General features: G+C 72.3%; 13 protein-coding genes. 10 read left to right on the top strand and 3 right to left on the bottom strand.

The features are described from left to right. Positions 1 to 173 precede the first annotated feature (173 nt). From ettA to JW613_RS23215, 3 genes are read left to right on the top strand one after another with little or no spacing between them, the layout of a single operon-like run. The gene (ettA, locus tag JW613_RS23205) at positions 174 to 1,838 is read left to right on the top strand and encodes an energy-dependent translational throttle protein EttA (protein WP_209212878.1); all 1,665 of its coding nucleotides are present in this window, start codon (positions 174 to 176) and stop codon (positions 1,836 to 1,838) included. Between the two features lie 4 nt (positions 1,839 to 1,842). Further along, positions 1,843 to 2,268, top strand: coding sequence for an acyl-CoA thioesterase (locus JW613_RS23210; RefSeq protein ID WP_209212880.1), 426 nt, complete (start codon positions 1,843 to 1,845; stop codon positions 2,266 to 2,268). Beyond that, positions 2,249 to 2,923 carry a DUF8185 domain-containing protein gene (locus JW613_RS23215; protein ID WP_185016858.1) on the top strand — a complete coding sequence of 225 codons (675 nt, stop codon included), beginning with the start codon at positions 2,249 to 2,251 and terminating at the stop codon, positions 2,921 to 2,923. The genes JW613_RS23210 and JW613_RS23215 overlap by 20 nt, the downstream gene beginning before the upstream one ends. A gap of 68 nt (positions 2,924 to 2,991) precedes the next feature. On the opposite strand, the gene JW613_RS23220 is transcribed toward JW613_RS23215, so the two are convergent. The 3 genes from JW613_RS23220 to JW613_RS23230 all read right to left on the bottom strand — a co-directional run bounded on the left by JW613_RS23220 (position 2,992) and on the right by JW613_RS23230 (position 5,406). Then, on the bottom strand, positions 2,992 to 3,393 hold the full coding sequence (locus JW613_RS23220) for a globin (RefSeq protein WP_209212882.1): 402 nt from the start codon (positions 3,391 to 3,393) through the stop codon (positions 2,992 to 2,994). Between the two features lie 214 nt (positions 3,394 to 3,607). Next, positions 3,608 to 4,684, bottom strand: coding sequence for an ABC transporter permease (locus tag JW613_RS23225; RefSeq protein ID WP_209212884.1), 1,077 nt, complete (start codon positions 4,682 to 4,684; stop codon positions 3,608 to 3,610). Further along, positions 4,681 to 5,406: an ABC transporter ATP-binding protein gene (locus JW613_RS23230; RefSeq protein WP_209212885.1), complete on the bottom strand. Its 726-nt coding sequence runs from the start codon at positions 5,404 to 5,406 to the stop codon at positions 4,681 to 4,683. Before JW613_RS23230 ends, JW613_RS23225 begins: the two co-directional genes overlap by 4 nt. A 443-nt stretch (positions 5,407 to 5,849) precedes the next feature. Here JW613_RS23230 and JW613_RS23235 point away from each other — a divergent pair, with 443 nt between their 5' ends. The 7 genes from JW613_RS23235 to JW613_RS23265 all read left to right on the top strand — a co-directional run bounded on the left by JW613_RS23235 (position 5,850) and on the right by JW613_RS23265 (position 17,051). Beyond that, positions 5,850 to 7,280, top strand: a complete 1,431-nt coding sequence (locus tag JW613_RS23235) for a GlnX family signal transduction membrane protein (RefSeq protein ID WP_307866006.1) — start codon at positions 5,850 to 5,852, stop codon at positions 7,278 to 7,280. Positions 7,281 to 7,366: 86 nt separating this feature from the next. Beyond that, positions 7,367 to 8,440, top strand: a complete 1,074-nt coding sequence (locus tag JW613_RS23240; protein WP_209212912.1) for a glutamate ABC transporter substrate-binding protein — start codon at positions 7,367 to 7,369, stop codon at positions 8,438 to 8,440. A 97-nt stretch (positions 8,441 to 8,537) separates the two neighbouring features. Further along, on the top strand, positions 8,538 to 9,836 hold the full coding sequence (locus JW613_RS23245) for a coiled-coil domain-containing protein (protein WP_245226132.1): 1,299 nt from the start codon (positions 8,538 to 8,540) through the stop codon (positions 9,834 to 9,836). Between the two features lie 65 nt (positions 9,837 to 9,901). Then, a complete protein-coding gene (locus JW613_RS23250) occupies positions 9,902 to 12,505 on the top strand; it encodes a serine/threonine-protein kinase (protein WP_209212913.1) in 2,604 nt (867 codons plus the stop codon). Positions 12,506 to 12,507: 2 nt separating this feature from the next. Further along, complete coding sequence (locus JW613_RS23255) at positions 12,508 to 13,929, top strand: PP2C family protein-serine/threonine phosphatase (RefSeq protein WP_209212886.1); 1,422 nt, start codon at positions 12,508 to 12,510, stop codon at positions 13,927 to 13,929. Between the two features lie 162 nt (positions 13,930 to 14,091). Further along, positions 14,092 to 15,447 (top strand): VWA domain-containing protein, encoded by a 1,356-nt coding sequence (locus tag JW613_RS23260; RefSeq protein ID WP_209212887.1) that lies wholly within the window; start codon positions 14,092 to 14,094, stop codon positions 15,445 to 15,447. A 116-nt stretch (positions 15,448 to 15,563) separates the two neighbouring features. Beyond that, positions 15,564 to 17,051: an FHA domain-containing protein gene (locus JW613_RS23265; RefSeq protein WP_209212888.1), complete on the top strand. Its 1,488-nt coding sequence runs from the start codon at positions 15,564 to 15,566 to the stop codon at positions 17,049 to 17,051. The last annotated feature ends 57 nt before the right edge of the window (positions 17,052 to 17,108 follow it).

Below are 17,108 nucleotides of genomic sequence, written 5' to 3' on the forward strand. Positions count from 1 at the left end.
TGTTCCCCGGCTTCGGTACAGGTGCGGTTTCCGGGGCGGGGCCCGGGTGCGGCAAGATGGGGTGCGTATGCCTTACGTGGTGCGGCCGCACTTCAACCCGCGGCGCGCTGCCGCATGACGACCCGCGCGGCCTGGCCGCGTACGACTACCTACAGATTGCCGGACGGTTCCTCTTGGCTGAGTACATCTACACCATGCGCAAGGCGCGCAAGGCGCACGGCGACAAGGTGATCCTCGACGACGTCACCTTGAGCTTCCTGCCCGGCGCGAAGATCGGTGTCGTGGGCCCCAACGGCGCGGGCAAGTCCACCGTGCTCAAGATCATGGCTGGGCTGGAGCAGCCCTCCAACGGTGACGCGATGCTCTCGCCCGGCTACAGCGTGGGCATCCTGCTGCAGGAGCCGCCGCTGGACGAGTCGAAAACGGTGCTGGAGAACGTCCAGGACGGTGTCGCGGAGACGAAGCAGCAGCTCGACCGGTTCAACGAGATCGCCGAGCAGATGGCGACCGAGTACACCGACGAGCTGATGGAGGAGATGGGCAAGCTTCAGGAGAAGCTCGACCACGCGAACGCCTGGGACCTGGACGCACAGCTGGAGCAGGCCATGGACGCGCTGGGCTGCCCGCCCGGCGACTGGCCGGTCACCAACCTCTCCGGCGGTGAGAAGCGCCGCGTGGCGCTGTGCAAGCTGCTGCTGGAGCAGCCCGACCTGCTGCTGCTGGACGAGCCGACCAACCACCTGGACGCCGAGTCGGTGCAGTGGCTGGAGCAGCACCTGGCGAAGTACCCGGGCACCGTCGTGGCCATCACCCACGACCGGTACTTCCTGGACAACGTCGCCGGCTGGATCATGGAGCTGGACCGCGGCCGCGCCATCGGCTACGAGGGCAACTACTCCACGTACCTGGAGAAGAAGCAGGCCCGCCTCAAGGTCGAGGGGCAGAAGGACGCCAAGCGGCAGAAGCGCCTCAAGGAGGAGCTGGAGTGGGTCCGCTCCAACGCCAAGGGGCGGCAGGCCAAGTCCCGGGCGCGACTGACCCGTTACGAGGAGATGGCCGCCGAGGCGGAGAAGACCCGGAAGCTGGACTTCGAGGAGATCCAGATTCCGCCGGGGCCGCGACTGGGCAACGTGGTGGTGGAGGTCGAGAACCTGCACAAGGCCTTCGGTGACAAGGTGCTCATCGACGATCTGTCCTTCTCGCTGCCGCGCAACGGCATCGTCGGCGTGATCGGCCCGAACGGCGCGGGCAAGACCACCCTGTTCAAGATGATCCAGGGGCTGGAGGAGGCCGACTCGGGCTCCATCAAGGTGGGTGACACGGTCAAGATCTCCTACGTCGACCAGACCCGCGCCAACATCGACCCGAAGAAGACGCTGTGGGCGGTCGTCTCGGACGAGCTGGACTACATCAACGTCGGCCAGGTCGAGATGCCCTCGCGCGCCTATGTGAGCGCGTTCGGCTTCAAGGGCCCGGACCAGCAGAAGCCCGCCGGTGTGCTCTCCGGCGGTGAGCGCAACCGCCTCAACCTGGCGCTGACCCTCAAGCAGGGCGGCAATCTGCTGCTGCTCGACGAGCCGACCAACGACCTGGACGTGGAGACGCTCTCCTCGCTGGAGAACGCGCTGCTCGACTTCCCGGGCTGCGCGGTGGTCGTCTCCCACGACCGCTGGTTCCTGGACCGGGTGGCCACCCACATCCTCGCCTACGAGGGCGAGAGCAAGTGGTTCTGGTTCGAGGGCAACTTCGAGTCGTACGAGAAGAACAAGATCGAGCGGCTGGGACCGGACGCGGCGCGTCCGCACCGGGCGACGTACAAGAAGCTCACCCGGAGCTGAGCGGGTGCGGCACAGCTACCGGTGCCCTTTGCGCTGGTCGGACATGGACGCCTTCGGGCACGTCAACAACGTGGTCTACCTCCGCTATCTGGAGGAGGCCAGGATCGACTTCCTGGCCCGGGCCGCGCGGCAGACGGACCCGGAGGCGTTCACCGGCGGCACTGTCGTGGCGCGGCACGAGATCGACTATCTGCGGCAATTGGTCCACCAGACCGACCCGGTGACGGTGGAGCTGTGGGTGGAGAAGCTGACTGCCGCCTCGGCCACGTTCGCCTACGAGATCAGGGACCCGGCGTCCGAGGGCGGTCCGTATGTGCGGGCGCGGACGGTCGTGGTGCCGTACAACCTGAGGGAGGGGCATCTGCGGCGGCTTTCGCCGGTCGAGCGCTCCTTCCTGGAGGGCTATTTCGATGACAGCCACAGTGGCTGACCGGCTGGTGTTCGCCGACCCCGGGGAGGCGGCGGGTCTGGCCGCCTTCCTGGAGCGGCTGGTGCGCTGGGAGAAGAACGCCGCCGTGCGGATCCAGGCGGGTGGCGGTGTGGCGGCGGTGTTCGCCAAGCCCGCCCGCTTCGAGGTGCTTGCCGTGCGTACGGGCAGGCTGCTGGAGCCGGTCGAGCTGGATGTGACCGTGGCGGCCGGTGAACTGCTGGAGCTCGTCGAGGAGGAGCAGGAGGCGGTCGGCGTTCCGAAGGCCGTCACCGGGCCGTCCTGGGCGGGTGTGCTGCCGCCGCGGGGCGGCTGGCAGGAGTTCGCCAGGGTGCCGGTGGACGCGGTCGGCTCGGTGGCTGCTGCCGCTGTCGGCGAGTTCCGTGAACGGGCGGAGAAGCTGCCGCCCGAGCGGCGCGCCCGGCAGACCCTGGACGCTCTCGCGGAGGAGATCTGGTCCCGGCCGCTGGGGCGGACACAGCTGCCGCTGCGCGCCGCGCACGCGGCACACGCGCTCGGTTTTCTGCGCGGTACGGACCCGGCCGTCCTGCTGGAGTCCGGCGCCTGGCTGCGGCTGCGCACGGCCTACGGTTCGGTGGTCGTACGCCGCCGCGAGCGCCCGGGCGCGGGCGGTGGACTGAGCGTCACCCCGGTGTGAGGGCGTCTCCGCCGGGGCGAGAGGCCCCGGCGGGCCGTCCGGTCACTCCGGGGTCCGTCTCCGTCCGGTCACTCCGCGGAGTTGATCAGCGACCCGGCGGCGTAGACGAGGTAGTTCCACAGCTGGGTCTCCAGGTGCTCGGGCAGCTCCAGGCTGTCGACGGCGTCGCGCATGTGCCGCAACCAGGCGTCGTGGGCCGCCTGGTTCACCTTGAAGGGCGCGTGCCGCATCCGCAGCCGGGGGTGGCCCCGTGCGTCGCTGTAGGTGCGGGGGCCGCCCCAGTACTGCATCAGGAAGAGCGTCAATCGCTCCTCGGCCGGTCCCAGGTCCTCTTCGGGGTACATGGGCCGCAGCAGGGGGTCCTCGGCGACGCCCTGATAGAAGCGGTGCACCAGTCGTCGAAATGTCTCCTCGCCGCCGACCTGTTCGTAGAAGGTCTGCGTCTCCAGGCTGCCGCGCGGAATCTCCATCACCCGTCCATGGTCGCAGACGCCCCGGAGGAGGTCTGTGGTCCTAGGGCCACCTTCCGAGGGCGCCCTGGGGCGAGCCCCGCTCCTCTTCCGCTTCGGCGCGAGGGCGGCACCGTCCGCCGCAGTCGGCGGACGGAGCGGTCCGGTGGAAGAGCCGACTCGCGACCCGCAACGACCCTGCGGGCGCAACGGCGGCGCCTCCCGCCGGACGGCCCTACGCCGCGTCCCAGCGGAAGAGCCGCGAAGCGATCAGGGTGAGCACCGCGGCGAACAGCAGCAGCCCACCCATCACGGGCAGCGCCGCGCCCCAGCCCTCGCCGCGGCTGAGAACGTCCTGCATCGCTGTGGCGAGGTGTTTCAGCGGCATGAATTCGCTGACTGCGCGCACCCAGCCCGGTGCGCTGTCCAGGGGGAAGAAGGCCCCGGACAGGAACGCCATCGGCAGAATGATGATCTGTGCCAGCCCGTTGGCCGCCTCCTCGGTCTTCGCGAAGGAGCCGACCAGCAGTCCGATGGACATGAACGCCAGTGTGCCGCAGGCGACCAGCGGCAGACACAGCCACCACATGCCGGTCAGCTTCAGCCCGTAGTAGGGCAGCGAGGCGAGTGCCAGGAAGATGGCCGTCTGCGCGAACGCGGTGAGCAGATTGACGCCGATGCGGGCGCCCACGACGGTTCTCGCGTTGATCGGGGCGAGCCACAGGCGGCGCAGGATGCGTTTTCTGCGCCAGCTGACGAGGTTGAAGGCGGATCCGAAGACGCCACCCATCGCCACGGCCCAGCCCAGCAGCCCCGGGGTGAGGAACTGGATCGGTTTGGTGGCTTCGTCCTCCACGGTGCCGGTGCGCAGGGCGAAGGCGGGTGGCTGTCCGGTGGCTCGCTGGTTGGCCTGCTGGACGATGCTGTCGAGCACTCCGCGTACGGTGCCCGAGCGGACCTGGTCGGCGGCCGAGTAGCGCAGCTCGACCTTGCCGTCCTGCTGGAAGACAGCGGCGTCGGCGTCGCCCTTGCGCACCTTCTCCAGCGCCTCCTTGCGGGCCGCCGCCGAGCCGTCCGTCTTCTCGATCTTCAAGACGTCCCGCAGTGAGGCGCGCTCCTTGTCCGGCATGCTGTCGAGCACCTTGACGGAGCCGACCTGCACGATCTCGGAACGGTCGACGCCCTGGTCCTTGAAGAGCGCGCCGAAGAGCATCAGGAACATCAGCGGGAAGATCAGCGTGAAGAAGACCGCCGCCCGGTCGCGGGCCAGCCCGCGCGCCATCGCCACCGACAGGCTGAGAAAAGCTTTCACTCCCGGTACTCCCGCCCCGTCAGCTGGAGGAAGACGTCCTCCAGGGTGTCGACTCCCAGTTCCCGTACGAGCTCGCGCGGCGGTCCTACGCGCAGCACCCGGCCGTGGTCCATGACGGCCACCCGGTCGCACAGTGTCTCGGCCTCGTCCATGTAGTGCGTGGTGAGCACCACCGTGCGGCCGGCGGAGTTGATACGGCGCAGCAGGTCCCACAGGTTGCGCCGGGCCTGCGGGTCGAGTCCGGTGGTCGGCTCGTCCAGGAAGACCAGCTCCGGGTCGTGCACCAGGGCGCAGGCGATGGAGAGCCGCTGCGCCTGGCCGCCCGAGAGCTTGTCCTCGCGGGTGCCGGCCTTCTCGGTCAGCCCTACGGTCTCCAGCATCTCGTCGGCGCGGGTCTCGGCGACGCCGTAGAGCGCCGCGAAGGTGCGTATCTGTTCGCGGGCCGTCAGCCGCTCGAAGAACGCGGACGCCTGCAACTGCACGCCGATGCGGTGCAGCAGTGCCGGGTCGCGCGGCCAGGACGGCTGTCCCAGCAGCTGCGCACTTCCCTCGTCGGGCTCGCGCAGCCCTTCAAGGATCTCCATGGTGGTGGTCTTGCCGGCCCCGTTCGGCCCGAGGATGCCGTAGAACTCGCCGCGCCGTACTTCCAGGGAGACGCCGTCGACGGCCTGTGTCTCCCCGTAGCGTTTGCGCAGCCCCTCGGCTGTGATCGCGTTGGACATGCGCGGAGGCTAACGGCTGAATACGAGCTTCCGGTCTCGTGCGGTCATCGGTCCGGTCTCGTACGGCCCTCGCCGTCCGGCGGAGTGCGTGGCGCGGCGGGGAACCGCCCGTCCCGGCGGATGCGTGAGGGAGTTACAGGAGGACAGCACGGCGGGAGTGCGCGGCCGGAAAGCCCGGTCGGACAGCCGCACGACGAGCCGGACATTTGGTCGCGATCCGAACAAGATCCCGGCCAAGCGGCTGTGGACACCGGCTGCTGCGGCCATACTGCTGGCCTGGGCAGCGACACCGGGGCGTCCTGACGCCCGCAGACCCGGGCAGGGGAGCCGGGGGACTGCACGGAAGGGAGCGCAGCGAACGCACCGGCAGTGTCTGCCAGCGACCGAGGGGGAGGGCTCCAGCCGTGACACAGCCGCCGACCGCGCCACCGACCCCACCGCCGGTGCCTCAGGTCCCACCGGATGGGCCCGGCTCGGGCGCTGCCGCGCAGCCGGCGGCGGCCACCGCCCCGCATCCCGGCGCGGCCCTTTCCGGCGCCGCCGCGGCCGACGCGCCGCGCCGCACGGCCTGGTCCGAGGGCGTACGGCGGCTGCGTACGGCCGCGACCACCGAGCCGGGGCGGCTGCGCGCGATCGGGGCCGTGGTGGCCGCGCTCCTCCTGCTGTTCGGGGCCGTGTCCGCCTGGCAGATCTCCGACCGGGTGGCCGCTGCGGACGCCGTGGTCGACCACAGTCAGCCGCTGAGCGCGGACGCCGCGCACATCTACCGCTCGCTGGCCGACGCCGACACCTCCGCCTCCAGCGGCTTCCTGGCCGGCGGCGACGAGCCCCGCTCGGAGCGGCGCCGCTACGAGCGGGACATCCGGGAGGCGTCCGAGCTGCTCGCCGAGGCGGCGGCCAACTCGGCGGGCTCGCAGACCGCCCGGCGCCAGATCGCCGTCCTCAACCGCGGTCTGCCGGTCTACACGGGCCTGGTGGAGTCCGCGCGCGCCGACAACCGGCAGGGCCTCCCGCTGGGTGGCGCCTATCTGCGCTACGCCAACGAGAAGATGCGCGGCGAACTGCTGCCTGCCGCCCGCAAGCTCTACACGGCCGAGACCGAGCAGTTGGGCGGCGACTACAGCGAAGCGAAGAGCCGGCCGCTGCTCGCCGTCGGCACCGGTGCGGTGGCGCTGGTCGCGCTGGGCTGGGCACAGCGCCGCAACTACCGCCGTACCAACCGGGTCTTCAACCGCGGCCTGCTGGGCGCCACCGCCGCCGCACTGACCCTGCTGGTGTGGCTGGTGGCCGGGCACGCGCTGGCGCGCTCCGGGCTGAACGAGTCGGACACCAAGGGCGCCGGCTCCCTGCAGGCCCTCAACGAGGCACGCATAGGCATCCTCCAGGCGCGCGGCGACGAGAACATGACGCTGGTCGCCCGCGGCGGCGGCGCGGAGTACGAGAAGAGCTACCGCGAGCAGATGGCGGCTGTCGCGGGCAACGGCGAGCGGGGCCGGTCGGGCAGCGGCCTGCTGGAGGAAGCCCGCGAGGCCGCCGACGACCGTTCGGGCCGCAGTGCGGTGGAAGAGGCTCAGGACGCGGTGCGCACGTGGCAGCAGCGGCACAAGCAGGCGCGTGCGGCGGACGACGGCGGCAACTACGAGGACGCGGTGGCCCGGGTGATCGGCGCCCAGGACAGTACCCGCGAGAGCTTCGACGAGGTGGACAAGAGCCTCGGTCGCGCCGCGGCGCACGAGCAGCGGCAGTTCGAGAAGGCCGCCGACACGGGGCGTGACCGGTTCGGCGGGCTGGTGGTCGGGGCTCTGTTGCTGTCCGTGCTGGGCGCTGCCGCCGCCGTACTGGGCATCGGGCGCAGGCTCGCGGAGTACAGGTGAGGAGGGGAACGCCGATGACGGAGCGCGACCCCATGACGGAGCGCGGCCCCATGACCGAGCGCGACAGCGTGACGAAGCGCGGCACCATGGCCGTGCGCCGCAGTGAGCGTGCGCGGCGGCAGGAGTCCTACCGGAAGCCGTGGGCCGTCGCCGCGGGCGGGCTGGCGGTCACGGCGGCCGTACTCGTCTCCACGGTGCTGTCCACCGGGCCGACCGGTACCGGCGTCCCCGCGGACACGGCGGGGACGGGCGAGGTGCACAGTGGTGCCGGTGCCACGTCCGGCCGGCCCGCGTCCGCCTCCGAACCCGGCGCCGAACCCGAGCCGGAGAAGTGCGAGGACGGCCGCAACCCGGCCGAGAGCCTCAAGCCCTCCGGCGCCTCGGGCGAGGCGGTCGAGCGCATCAAGAAGAAGGGCAAACTGGTCGTCGGCGTCGACCAGAACAGCTATCTGTGGGGCTACCGCGACCCGACCACCGGCACCATCGAGGGTTTCGACATCGACCTGGTGAAGGCCATCGCCCGCGATCTGCTCGGCGATGACGGGCCGGACCGGATCACCTACCGGACCATCCCCACCGATCAGCGCATCCCCGCCATCCGCAACGGCGATGTCGACATGGTGGTGCGCACCATGACCATCAACTGCGAGCGGATCGAACAGGTCGCCTTCTCCACCGCCTACTTCGAGGCCGGCCAGCAGCTGGTCGTGCCGAAGAAACGGGCCCGCGTCAAGGGCTTCGACAGCACCATGCGCGGCAAACGGGTGTGCTACGCCTCCGGCTCCACCGCGGAGAAGATGATGAAATCGGCCCGGTACGCGGCGCTGGGCGCCGAGCCGGTCGTGGTGCCCAACCAGCTCGACTGCCTGGTGCGCCTCCAGTTGGGCGAGGCGGACGCCACGGTCACCGACAGCGCCCTGGGCGCGGGGCAGGCAGCGCAGGATCCCTCCGTCGAACTCATCGGTGAGCCGGAGACGGTGGAGCCCTACGGTGTCGCGATGAACCTGGCGGACAAGGATCTCGTCCGCAGGGTCAACAAGGTTCTCAAGGACTTTCGCAAGGACGGGTGGAAGTCTTCCTACGACCGCTGGCTGGCTGACGACATGATGGGTACGGAAGGGAAGAAACCCGCACCGCCCGAACCGCTCTACCGTGACTGAACCAGTTGCCGTGGTCGCGATACCGATGTGCCGGTCCGTGAGTACGAGTCGAACAGCGAGGTGATCGATGGGGCCCGCGGGTGCTGCCGGAGAGGTGATGAGCCGGGAGGAGACCGACCGTGTGCTGGAGCGGCTGGACGCCGAGCACGAGGCGGTGGAGTCCTCTTTGCTGGCACTCCAGGACCACGCGGGGCGCAGGCTCCTGGAGGGCGCGCGGCTCACCGGGACGACCGCGCACCGCTGGGCTCGGGCCGAGGCGGCCATCACCTGGCTGTGGAACGGCTTCGAGGTCTACTCGCACACCCTGCGGCAGGCCCGCGAACTGCGGGCCCGCCGCCGCTGGCCGAGCCGCGACGACCTGGTCGAACTGACCCGTCTGCTGCGCGGCACCCTCACCGTGCCCGGCGGCGCGCTGCCGGGCACGCCGGGCGCGAGTCTCACCGGGACCCCCAAACTGGCCGAGGAGCTGACGCTCACCCAACTCGTCGAGCGGATGAACGAGTGGTACGCGCAGGCCCTCGACGTGGTGGCGGCGGCCGACTCGGTGTGGTCCGCGCTGCCGGCCCGTATCGATCTGCTCGCCGCCGAACTGGGCCGCGTGCGCTCCCTGGCGCACTCGGTGGGCGTGCGCCCCGGCGAGCACCCGGCCGCCGACGACCTGGACCGTACGACTGCCGAACTCAAGGCACTGCGCGAGGAGGTCGTCCAGGACCCGCTCGCCTTCTGGACGCCGACCGGAGGCAGCGGCGCGCCGGGCGGCGGCCGGCCGGACACCACCCGCTACGACAGCGCGGCCCGCGCCCTGGAGGAGGTACGGCGCGAGATCGACGCCGTGCTCGCCGTGCGGCAGGACGCCGAGCAGCGGCTGATGAGACTGCGTGACCTGCTCACCCGCGCCGACCGCACCCTGGCGGAGGCCCGGGCGGCACGCGGCGAGGTACTGGCCAAGATCGCCGCCTCCGAGGTGCCCGCCGTCAGCGGCCCGCCCACCGCGCTGCAGGAACAGCTCGCCACGGCCGCCGAGTACCGCAGATACGCACAGTGGCACCGGCTCTCCCCGCTGCTGGAGAGCCTGGAGGAGCGCGCGGAGGAGGAACTGCAGCGGGCGCGTGCCCAGCTGTCGGCCGTCACCGCTCCGCTGGCCGTCCGCGCGGAACTGCGCGGCCGTCTGGACGCGTACAAGGCGAAGGTGGCCCACAACGGTCTGGCGGAGGACCGCTTGCTCATCGAGCGCTACGACGTGGCGCGCCGGATGCTGTGGAGCGCTCCTTGCGATCTGCGGGCCGCCGAGGACGCCGTACTGCGCTACCAGCGTGCCGCACAGGAGACGCTTCAGCAGCGGCAGCAGGACGCGCGGGACGCCGCGGGCGGAGCGATGAACATGGGGGCGGAGTGAGCGAGCAGTCGAGCGCGCAGGACAGGCCGTGCCAACGGCCGCAGTGCGACGGCACCTACGAGGACATGGGCGCGGGTGAGGTGTACTGCAACACCTGCGGACTCGCCCCTGTGGTGGCCCCCGGCGGCATGCTGGGCTCGGCACCCACCGGGATGACCGGCCCGGGGCGCGACAGCCGCTCGTCCGGCTCCGCGCGCTCCGGCTCCTCCTCGCGGGCCTCCTCCCGGAGCTCGGGGCGGTCCCGCTCCTCGCGTCGCTCGGTCTCCGGGCGGCTGTCCGCCTCGCTGTCCGGGCGGAGCACCGAGCGCTCGGTGTCCGTGCGCAGCGCCCGCTCCTCCGCCGAGAGCTCCGGCCGCGGCAGGCTGGGCGCCGGACTGGTGCAGATCCCACCCGTGCCCAGGCCGGACCCGGCCGGTGTCGTCCTGGAGAACCCCGAGGTCCCCGAGCGCAAGCGCTTCTGCGGCAACGGCGAGTGCGGCGCACCGGTAGGACGCGCGCGCAGCGGCAGGCCGGGCCGCACGGAGGGGTTCTGCACCAAGTGCGGCCACCCCTACTCCTTCGTTCCCAAGCTGCGCCCCGGCGACATCGTGCACGGCCAGTACGAGGTCGCCGGCTGCCTGGCGCACGGCGGGCTCGGCTGGGTGTACCTGGCCGTCGACCGTGCCGTCTCCGACCGCTGGGTCGTGCTCAAGGGCCTGCTGGACACCGGGGACCAGGACGCCATGGCCGCGGCCATCGCCGAGCGGCGCTTCCTGGCGGAGATCGAGCACTCCAACATCGTGCGCATCTACAACTTCGTCGAACACCTCGACCAGCGCACCGGCAGCCTCGACGGCTACATCGTGATGGAGTACGTCGGCGGCAACTCCCTCAAGCAGATCGCCAACGCCCGGCGCGCCGCGGACGGAAAGCGCGACCCGTTCCCCGTCGAGCAGGCGTGCGCCTACGGCATCGAGGCGCTGGAAGCCCTCGGACACCTGCACAGCCGCAATCTGCTCTACTGCGACTTCAAGGTGGACAACGCGATACAGCAGGACGATCAGCTCAAGTTGATCGACATGGGCGCGGTACGCCGCATGGACGACGACGACAGCGCCATCTACGGCACCGTCGGCTACCAGGCACCGGAGGTCGCGGAGGAGGGCCCCTCGATCGCCTCCGACCTGTACACCGTGGCGCGCACCCTGGCGGTGCTCACCTTCGACTTCCAGGGCTACACCAACGTCTACGTCGACAGCCTGCCCAACCCGGAGAACATCGAGGTCTTCCAGCGGTACGAGTCCTTCTACCGGCTGCTGGTACGTGCCACCGACCCCGATCCGCGGCGCAGGTTCGCCTCCGCGCAGGAGATGTCCGATCAACTGCTGGGCGTGCTGCGCGAGGTCGTCGCGGTGCAGACCGGAAAGCCGCGCCCCGCCCTGTCCACGCTCTTCGGACCCGAACTGCGCGTGGTGGACACCGGGCTCTTCGCCCCGCACACGGGAGACGCCTCGCTGCTGGGGGCGCGCGAAGGTGCCGCGAAGAAACGCCGTACCCGAAAGGAGCAGGCCGTGCTTCCGGCTGAGCTCTCCGCACCCGCGGCCCCCACCGCGCGGCCGGCGCCGCTGGCCTCGTTCCCCGCGCCGGCCAACGGGGCCGAAGGCGGGGCGGGTACGGCGCAGGCGGGCGGGATCGCGCTCGCCCCGCTCCCGACGCGGCGGACGGCGCTGGCGCTGCCCGTGCCGCGCGTCGATCCCACCGACCCCAACGCGGGCTTCCTCGCCGGACTGCTGGCCTCGTCCCCCGCCGACCTGCTCGCCGCGCTGGAGGGGGCGGCCCACGACTCCCTGGAGCTGCGGCTGCGCAAGCTGCGCGCCCTCCTGGAGCAGGGCGAGGGGCCGGACGGTGCGGACGGCGCCGGGGCCGCACTCGACGCGCTGGACGCCATGGAGGCCCGGCACGCCGACGACTGGCGGGTCGTCTGGTACCGAGGCGTGGCCGCACTGGTGACGGGTGACCGGGAGACCGCCGCACTGGCCTTCGACGCGGTCTACGACGCCTTTCCCGGTGAGCCGGCGCCCAAGCTCGCCCTGGGCGTCTGCGCGGAGGTGCTCGGCCAGTTGGACAACGCGGCCGAGTACTACCGGCTGGTGTGGACGACCGACCCGTCGTATGTGAGCGCCGCGTTCGGCCTGGCCAGGGTGCGGCTCGCGACAGGCGACAGGCAGGGCGCCGTACAGGTGCTGGAGTCGGTGCCCGAGTCGTCCATCCACTACACCGCCGCGCGGGTGGCTGCCGTGCGCGCACGGCTGCGGCAGCGTTCGCCGCACGAGCCGCTGCTGGAGGACCTGCGGGCTGCCGCGGAGCAGGTGGCCGATCTCGAACACGTCGGGTTGGACGCCGTGCGCCGCCACGAGCTGACCTGCGAGGTACTCGGCTGCGCGCTCGACTGGCTGCTGTGCCAGGCTGTTCCCGCCCGGGGGGCAGCTCCCGGGCCCGCTTCTGCGAGTGCGCCGGGAGCACCACCCGGTGCCGGGGTACGGCTGTTGGGCAGTCCGCTCACCGAGGAGGGGCTGCGCTTCGGCCTGGAACGCTCCTACCGGATGCTCGCCCGGCTCGCGCAGAGCGGAACCGAGAGGATCGAACTGGTGGAACGGGCCAACCGTTTCCGCCCCCGGACGTGGGTGTGACCATGCCTCAGCTGGACCAACTCTCCGCCTGCCCGAGCTGCGCGGAACCGCTCGAGGAGGGTGACCGTTTCTGCGGCGCGTGCGGCGCGGACCTCGAAGCGGCGGCAGCCGCCGCTGCCGCCGCGCAGAGCAGCCCCGCCCCCCGCAGCGACGTGCCCCCCGCGCCGCGACATGCCCCCACGCTCCCGGACGGCCTCGCGGCAGCTCCTCCGTCCGGTCACGGCAGTCCGCCCCCACCGCCTCCGCCGCCCCCCGCGGCCCCGCCGGTGCCCCCGGCCCCGCCCGCGGCTGCGGCCCCGCCCGCTCAGGCGCCGACACCCACCGAGCCCGACTTCGCCCTGCCGCCCGCCCTCGGACACCCCGAGACGCCCGTGGAGCCCACCGCGCCGGCGGGCACCCCGGCACCCGCCCCCGCCGGCCCCGATCCGCGCACCGCGCTGGACCGGCCCGGGCAGCCCGGAGCGGTGGCCGACGGCGGCGGGGGTGCGGAGGAACCGGCCGCTGCGGGCCCGGAGCCGACCGGCCCCGTCTGCGTGGCCTGCGGTACCGGCACGATCGACAGCGACGGCTACTGCGAGCACTGCGGCCACAAGCAGCCCCGGGACCGCGACCACATGGAGTCGGCGCTCGACACGGTCGCGGCGGCCAGCGACCGGGGGCTGCGGCATCACCGCAACGAGGACTTCTTCGCCATCGCGGAGACCACCACCTCCGAGGGCACGCCCGCGACGTTCGCCGTCATCTGTGACGGTGTCTCCTCCGCCACCCGCCCCGACGAGGCGTCAGCTGCCGCTGCGGCGGCGGCCAGCGCCTCGCTGTGCCAGGCGCTGCCGTCGGGCCGTCATCCGCAGCAGGCGATGTACGACGCGTTGGTCGCCGCCTCCGACGCGGTCAACGAACTGGCCGCACAGACGCCTGTCGAGCCGTCGAAGAACGCGCCCGCCTGCACGGTCGTCAGCGCGCTGAGCGCGGACGGCATCCTGACGGTCGGCTGGATCGGCGACAGCCGGGCCTACTGGGTGCCCGACGACCGTACGGCGACCCCCGCGCGGCTGACCGAGGACGACTCCTGGGCCGCGCAGATGGTCGCGGCGGGACTGATGAACGAGGCCGAGGCGTACGCCGACCCACGGGCGCACGCCATCACCGGCTGGCTGGGCGCCGACGCGTACGAGATCGACCCGCACACCGCGTCGTTCAAGCCCGACCAGGCGGGCGTGGTGGTGGTGTGCACCGACGGGCTGTGGAACTACGCCGAGTCCGCTCAGGAGATGGCCGCCGCCGTGCCGCGCGACGCGCTGGTCCGCCCCCTCCAGTCGGCGCAGCACTTGGTCGGCTACGCGCTGGACGGCGGCGGGCACGACAACGTAACGGTGGCGGTCGTGCCGTTCCCCGCACCGTCGGGAGGGGCAGGATCGGCCTGAGTCGAGCACGCCACGGGGGCCCGGGGACACCGCGGAGGACATCGCGGGACCGGTGCCGGGGACGACGAGAACGCTGTCCGGGGGGAAGGGCCGCGAGCAGCACGGCACTTGTGCCCGCCCCTTTGTCTACTTGTCGCTGTAGAGCAAACAGGAGCGGAACAGATGGCCAACTTCGCCAAGTCCAACGCGCCGCGCTTCTCGGTCGACGTCTACCAGAACGAGTACCTGCCCGAGGGCGCTCAAGAGGTCAACGCCATCGTCACCGTCACCTCCACGGGTGGCGGCACCACGGGCGGCCTGCCGCTTCCGGTCACCGATCCGGCCCGCGCGCCCCTGGGCGACGGCGGGAGCGCGGCGGTGGTCGTCATGGTCGACTGCTCGGGTTCGATGGACTACCCGCCCACCAAGTTGCGCAACGCCCGCGCCGCCACCGCCGCCGCCATCGACACCCTCAGGGACGGCGTCCGGTTCGCCGTCGTCGCCGGTACCCACAAGGCGCGGGAAGTCTTCCCCGGGAACGGGACGCTCGCCACCGCCGACCCCCTCACCCGTGCCGAGGCCAAGGACGCGCTGCGCGGGCTGTCGGCGGGCGGCGGTACCGCCATCGGCACCTGGCTGCGGCTGGCCGATCAACTGCTGGGCTCAGCCGACGTCGCCATCCGGCACGGGATCCTGCTCACCGACGGGCGCAACGAGCACGAGGAGCCCGGGCAGTTGCGGGACGCGCTGGAGGCGTGCGCGGGCCACTTCACCTGTGACGCGCGGGGGGTGGGAACCGACTGGGAGGTCAAGGAGGTCACCGGGATCGCCTCCGCGCTGCTCGGCAGCGCCGACATCGTGGCCGATCCGGACGGACTGGCGGCGGACTTCACACGGATGATGGAGAACGCCATGGGCAAGGAGGTCGCCGATGTGGCGCTGCGCCTGTGGACGCCGCAGGGCTCCCGGATCAAATTCGTCAAGCAGGTGGCGCCCACGGTCGAGGAGTTGACGGACCGCCGTACCCAGGCCGGGCCGCGCGCCGGTGACTACCCGACAGGGTCATGGGGCGACGAGTCCCGTGACTACCACGTCTGTGTGGAGGTGCCGGCCGCCGAGGTCGGCCAGGAAATGCTCGCCGCGCGGGTCTCGCTGATCCTGCCGGCCCCCGAGGGCGGCACCCCGCAGACGCTCGGGCAGGGCCTGGTGCGCGCGGTGTGGACGGACGACATGGTGGCCACCACCTCCATCAACCCGCAGGTCGCGCACTACACCGGCCAGGCCGAACTCGCGCAGGTGATCCAGACGGGCCTCGAACTCCGCAAGGCCGGGGACGAAGAGGGCGCAACGGCCAAACTGGGACGAGCAGTACAGCTGGCGAACGCGTCGGGGAACGCGGATACTGCGAAACTGCTTTCGAAGGTGGTCGACGTGGTGGATGCCGCGACGGGTACTGTTCGACTGAAGGCGAAGGTCGCCGAGGCCGATGAGATGACGCTGGAGACGCGGTCCACCAAGACGGTCCGTGTGAAGCGCTAGCCGCACCGGCCGCGGTACGCCGTAACCAACCTCACAGCCCACACGGCCCGCACAACCGGCACGATCCGTACCAGCAGGTACCGAAGAGCAGGAGCACGGAGGGGGAGGCACTCACCATGCCGACTTGCCCGAACGGTCACCAGTCCGTGGCCGACGACTGGTGCGAGGTCTGCGGTCATCGCATGACCGGCGCACCGGTGTCGCCCGCTGGTGCCGTACCGCCGCCCCCTCAGCCGTCCGCTCCGGGCGGCTACGGCTTTCCCGGTCCGCCCGGTCCGCCCGGTCCGCCCGGTCCGCCACCCGCCCCCGGCCAGGGGCAGCAGCCGCCGGAGCAGGGGCCCGGGCAGGCGCCGGGACACGGCTACGGCTACCCGGGGCCCGACTCGGGGCCGCCCGAGCCGTGCCCCCAGTGCGGGACCCCGCGCGAGTCCCGGGCGCCCTTCTGCGAGGAGTGCCGCTACAACTTCCTGACGCACTCGCCGACGACCTACGTCCCGCCGGGCCAGCAGCCCCAACACCCGCAGCAGCAGCCGCCCCAGCAGCCTCAGCCCCAGCAGCAGCCGCAGCCGGGCGCTCCCGGCTTCCCGCCGCCAGGTCCCGGCGGCCCCGGCATGGGCGGTCCCGGCGGCCCCCCTCCGCCCGGCGCCCCGCAGGGCCCCGGCCCGAGCGGTCCGGGCTTCGACGGCCCCGGCAGGCAGGGCCCCGGCCAGGGGCATCCCGGGGAGCCCGCCGCCCCCGGCGGACCCGGTCCGTTCGACGGCCCAGGCGGCCCAGGCGGCCCAGGTGGCCAAGGCGGCCCAGGCGGCCCAGGCGGGCCCGGTGGCTTTCCTGGACAGGAGCGGCCCTACCCCTCCGGCCCCGCAGCCGAGCCGCACGGTGGCCCGCCCGCACCGCCGGCCGGCGGTGACTGGGAGCTCTCTCCGCCCAGCCCGGCCGAGCAGCAGCTGGGCGCGCCCCCGGCTCCGCCGCAGACGCCCGACGGCCCCCCTGGTCCTCCCGGTCCGCCCCCGCCGCCCGGTCCGCAGCCGGGCCAGGACTACGGCCGGCAGCAGCCCGGCCCACCCGGCCAGGACTACGGCCATCAGCAGTCCGGGCAGCCCGGTCGGCCCGGCCCGCCCGAGTACGGCCACGGCGGGCAGCCCGGCCCGCCTCCCGGCCAGGACTACGGTCAGCAGGGTGCGGGTGCTCCGCCCGGTGGCGGGGCGTGGACGGCGATGATCGCCCCGGACCGCGAGTACTTCGCGGCGATGATGCAGCGCAGCGGCCCCGAAGCCGCGGCGCTGAATCTGCCCGCGTACTCCCCGGAGCAGCAGCTGCCGCTCACGGGCCCGCAGATCACCATCGGCCGCCGCCGTGCCTCCACGGGTGAGGCCCCGGACATCGATCTGGGGCGTCCCCCGGAGGACCCGGGCGTCTCGCACCAGCACGCGGTGCTGGTGCAGCAGCCGGACGGCAGTTGGTCCGTCGTCGACCAGGACTCGACCAACGGCACCACCATCAACGGTGCCGAGGACCCGATCCAGCCCTTCGTACCCGTCCCCCTCAAGGAGGGCGACCGGGTCCATGTCGGTGCGTGGACGACGATCACCCTGGTGCGCCGGTAACTTCCACCTCGGCGGTGGGGGGGGGGGGGGCGCGGCCCCCCCCCCCCCCCCCCCCCG

Source organism: Streptomyces smyrnaeus (assembly GCF_017676345.1).
GTDB classification, from domain to species: Bacteria; Actinomycetota; Actinomycetes; order Streptomycetales; family Streptomycetaceae; genus Streptomyces; species Streptomyces smyrnaeus.

Coding starts and splice junctions, on each gene's coding strand:
- JW613_RS23215 (WP_185016858.1), top strand. CDS start 2,249: ATGACAGCCACAGTGGCTGACCGGCTGGTGTTCGCCGACCCCGGGGAG.
- JW613_RS23220 (WP_209212882.1), bottom strand. CDS start 3,393: ATGGAGATTCCGCGCGGCAGCCTGGAGACGCAGACCTTCTACGAACAG.
- JW613_RS23230 (WP_209212885.1), bottom strand. CDS start 5,406: ATGTCCAACGCGATCACAGCCGAGGGGCTGCGCAAACGCTACGGGGAG.
- JW613_RS23240 (WP_209212912.1), top strand. CDS start 7,367: ATGGCCGTGCGCCGCAGTGAGCGTGCGCGGCGGCAGGAGTCCTACCGG.
- JW613_RS23245 (WP_245226132.1), top strand. CDS start 8,538: ATGAGCCGGGAGGAGACCGACCGTGTGCTGGAGCGGCTGGACGCCGAG.
- JW613_RS23250 (WP_209212913.1), top strand. CDS start 9,902: ATGGGCGCGGGTGAGGTGTACTGCAACACCTGCGGACTCGCCCCTGTG.
- JW613_RS23255 (WP_209212886.1), top strand. CDS start 12,508: ATGCCTCAGCTGGACCAACTCTCCGCCTGCCCGAGCTGCGCGGAACCG.
- JW613_RS23260 (WP_209212887.1), top strand. CDS start 14,092: ATGGCCAACTTCGCCAAGTCCAACGCGCCGCGCTTCTCGGTCGACGTC.
- JW613_RS23265 (WP_209212888.1), top strand. CDS start 15,564: ATGCCGACTTGCCCGAACGGTCACCAGTCCGTGGCCGACGACTGGTGC.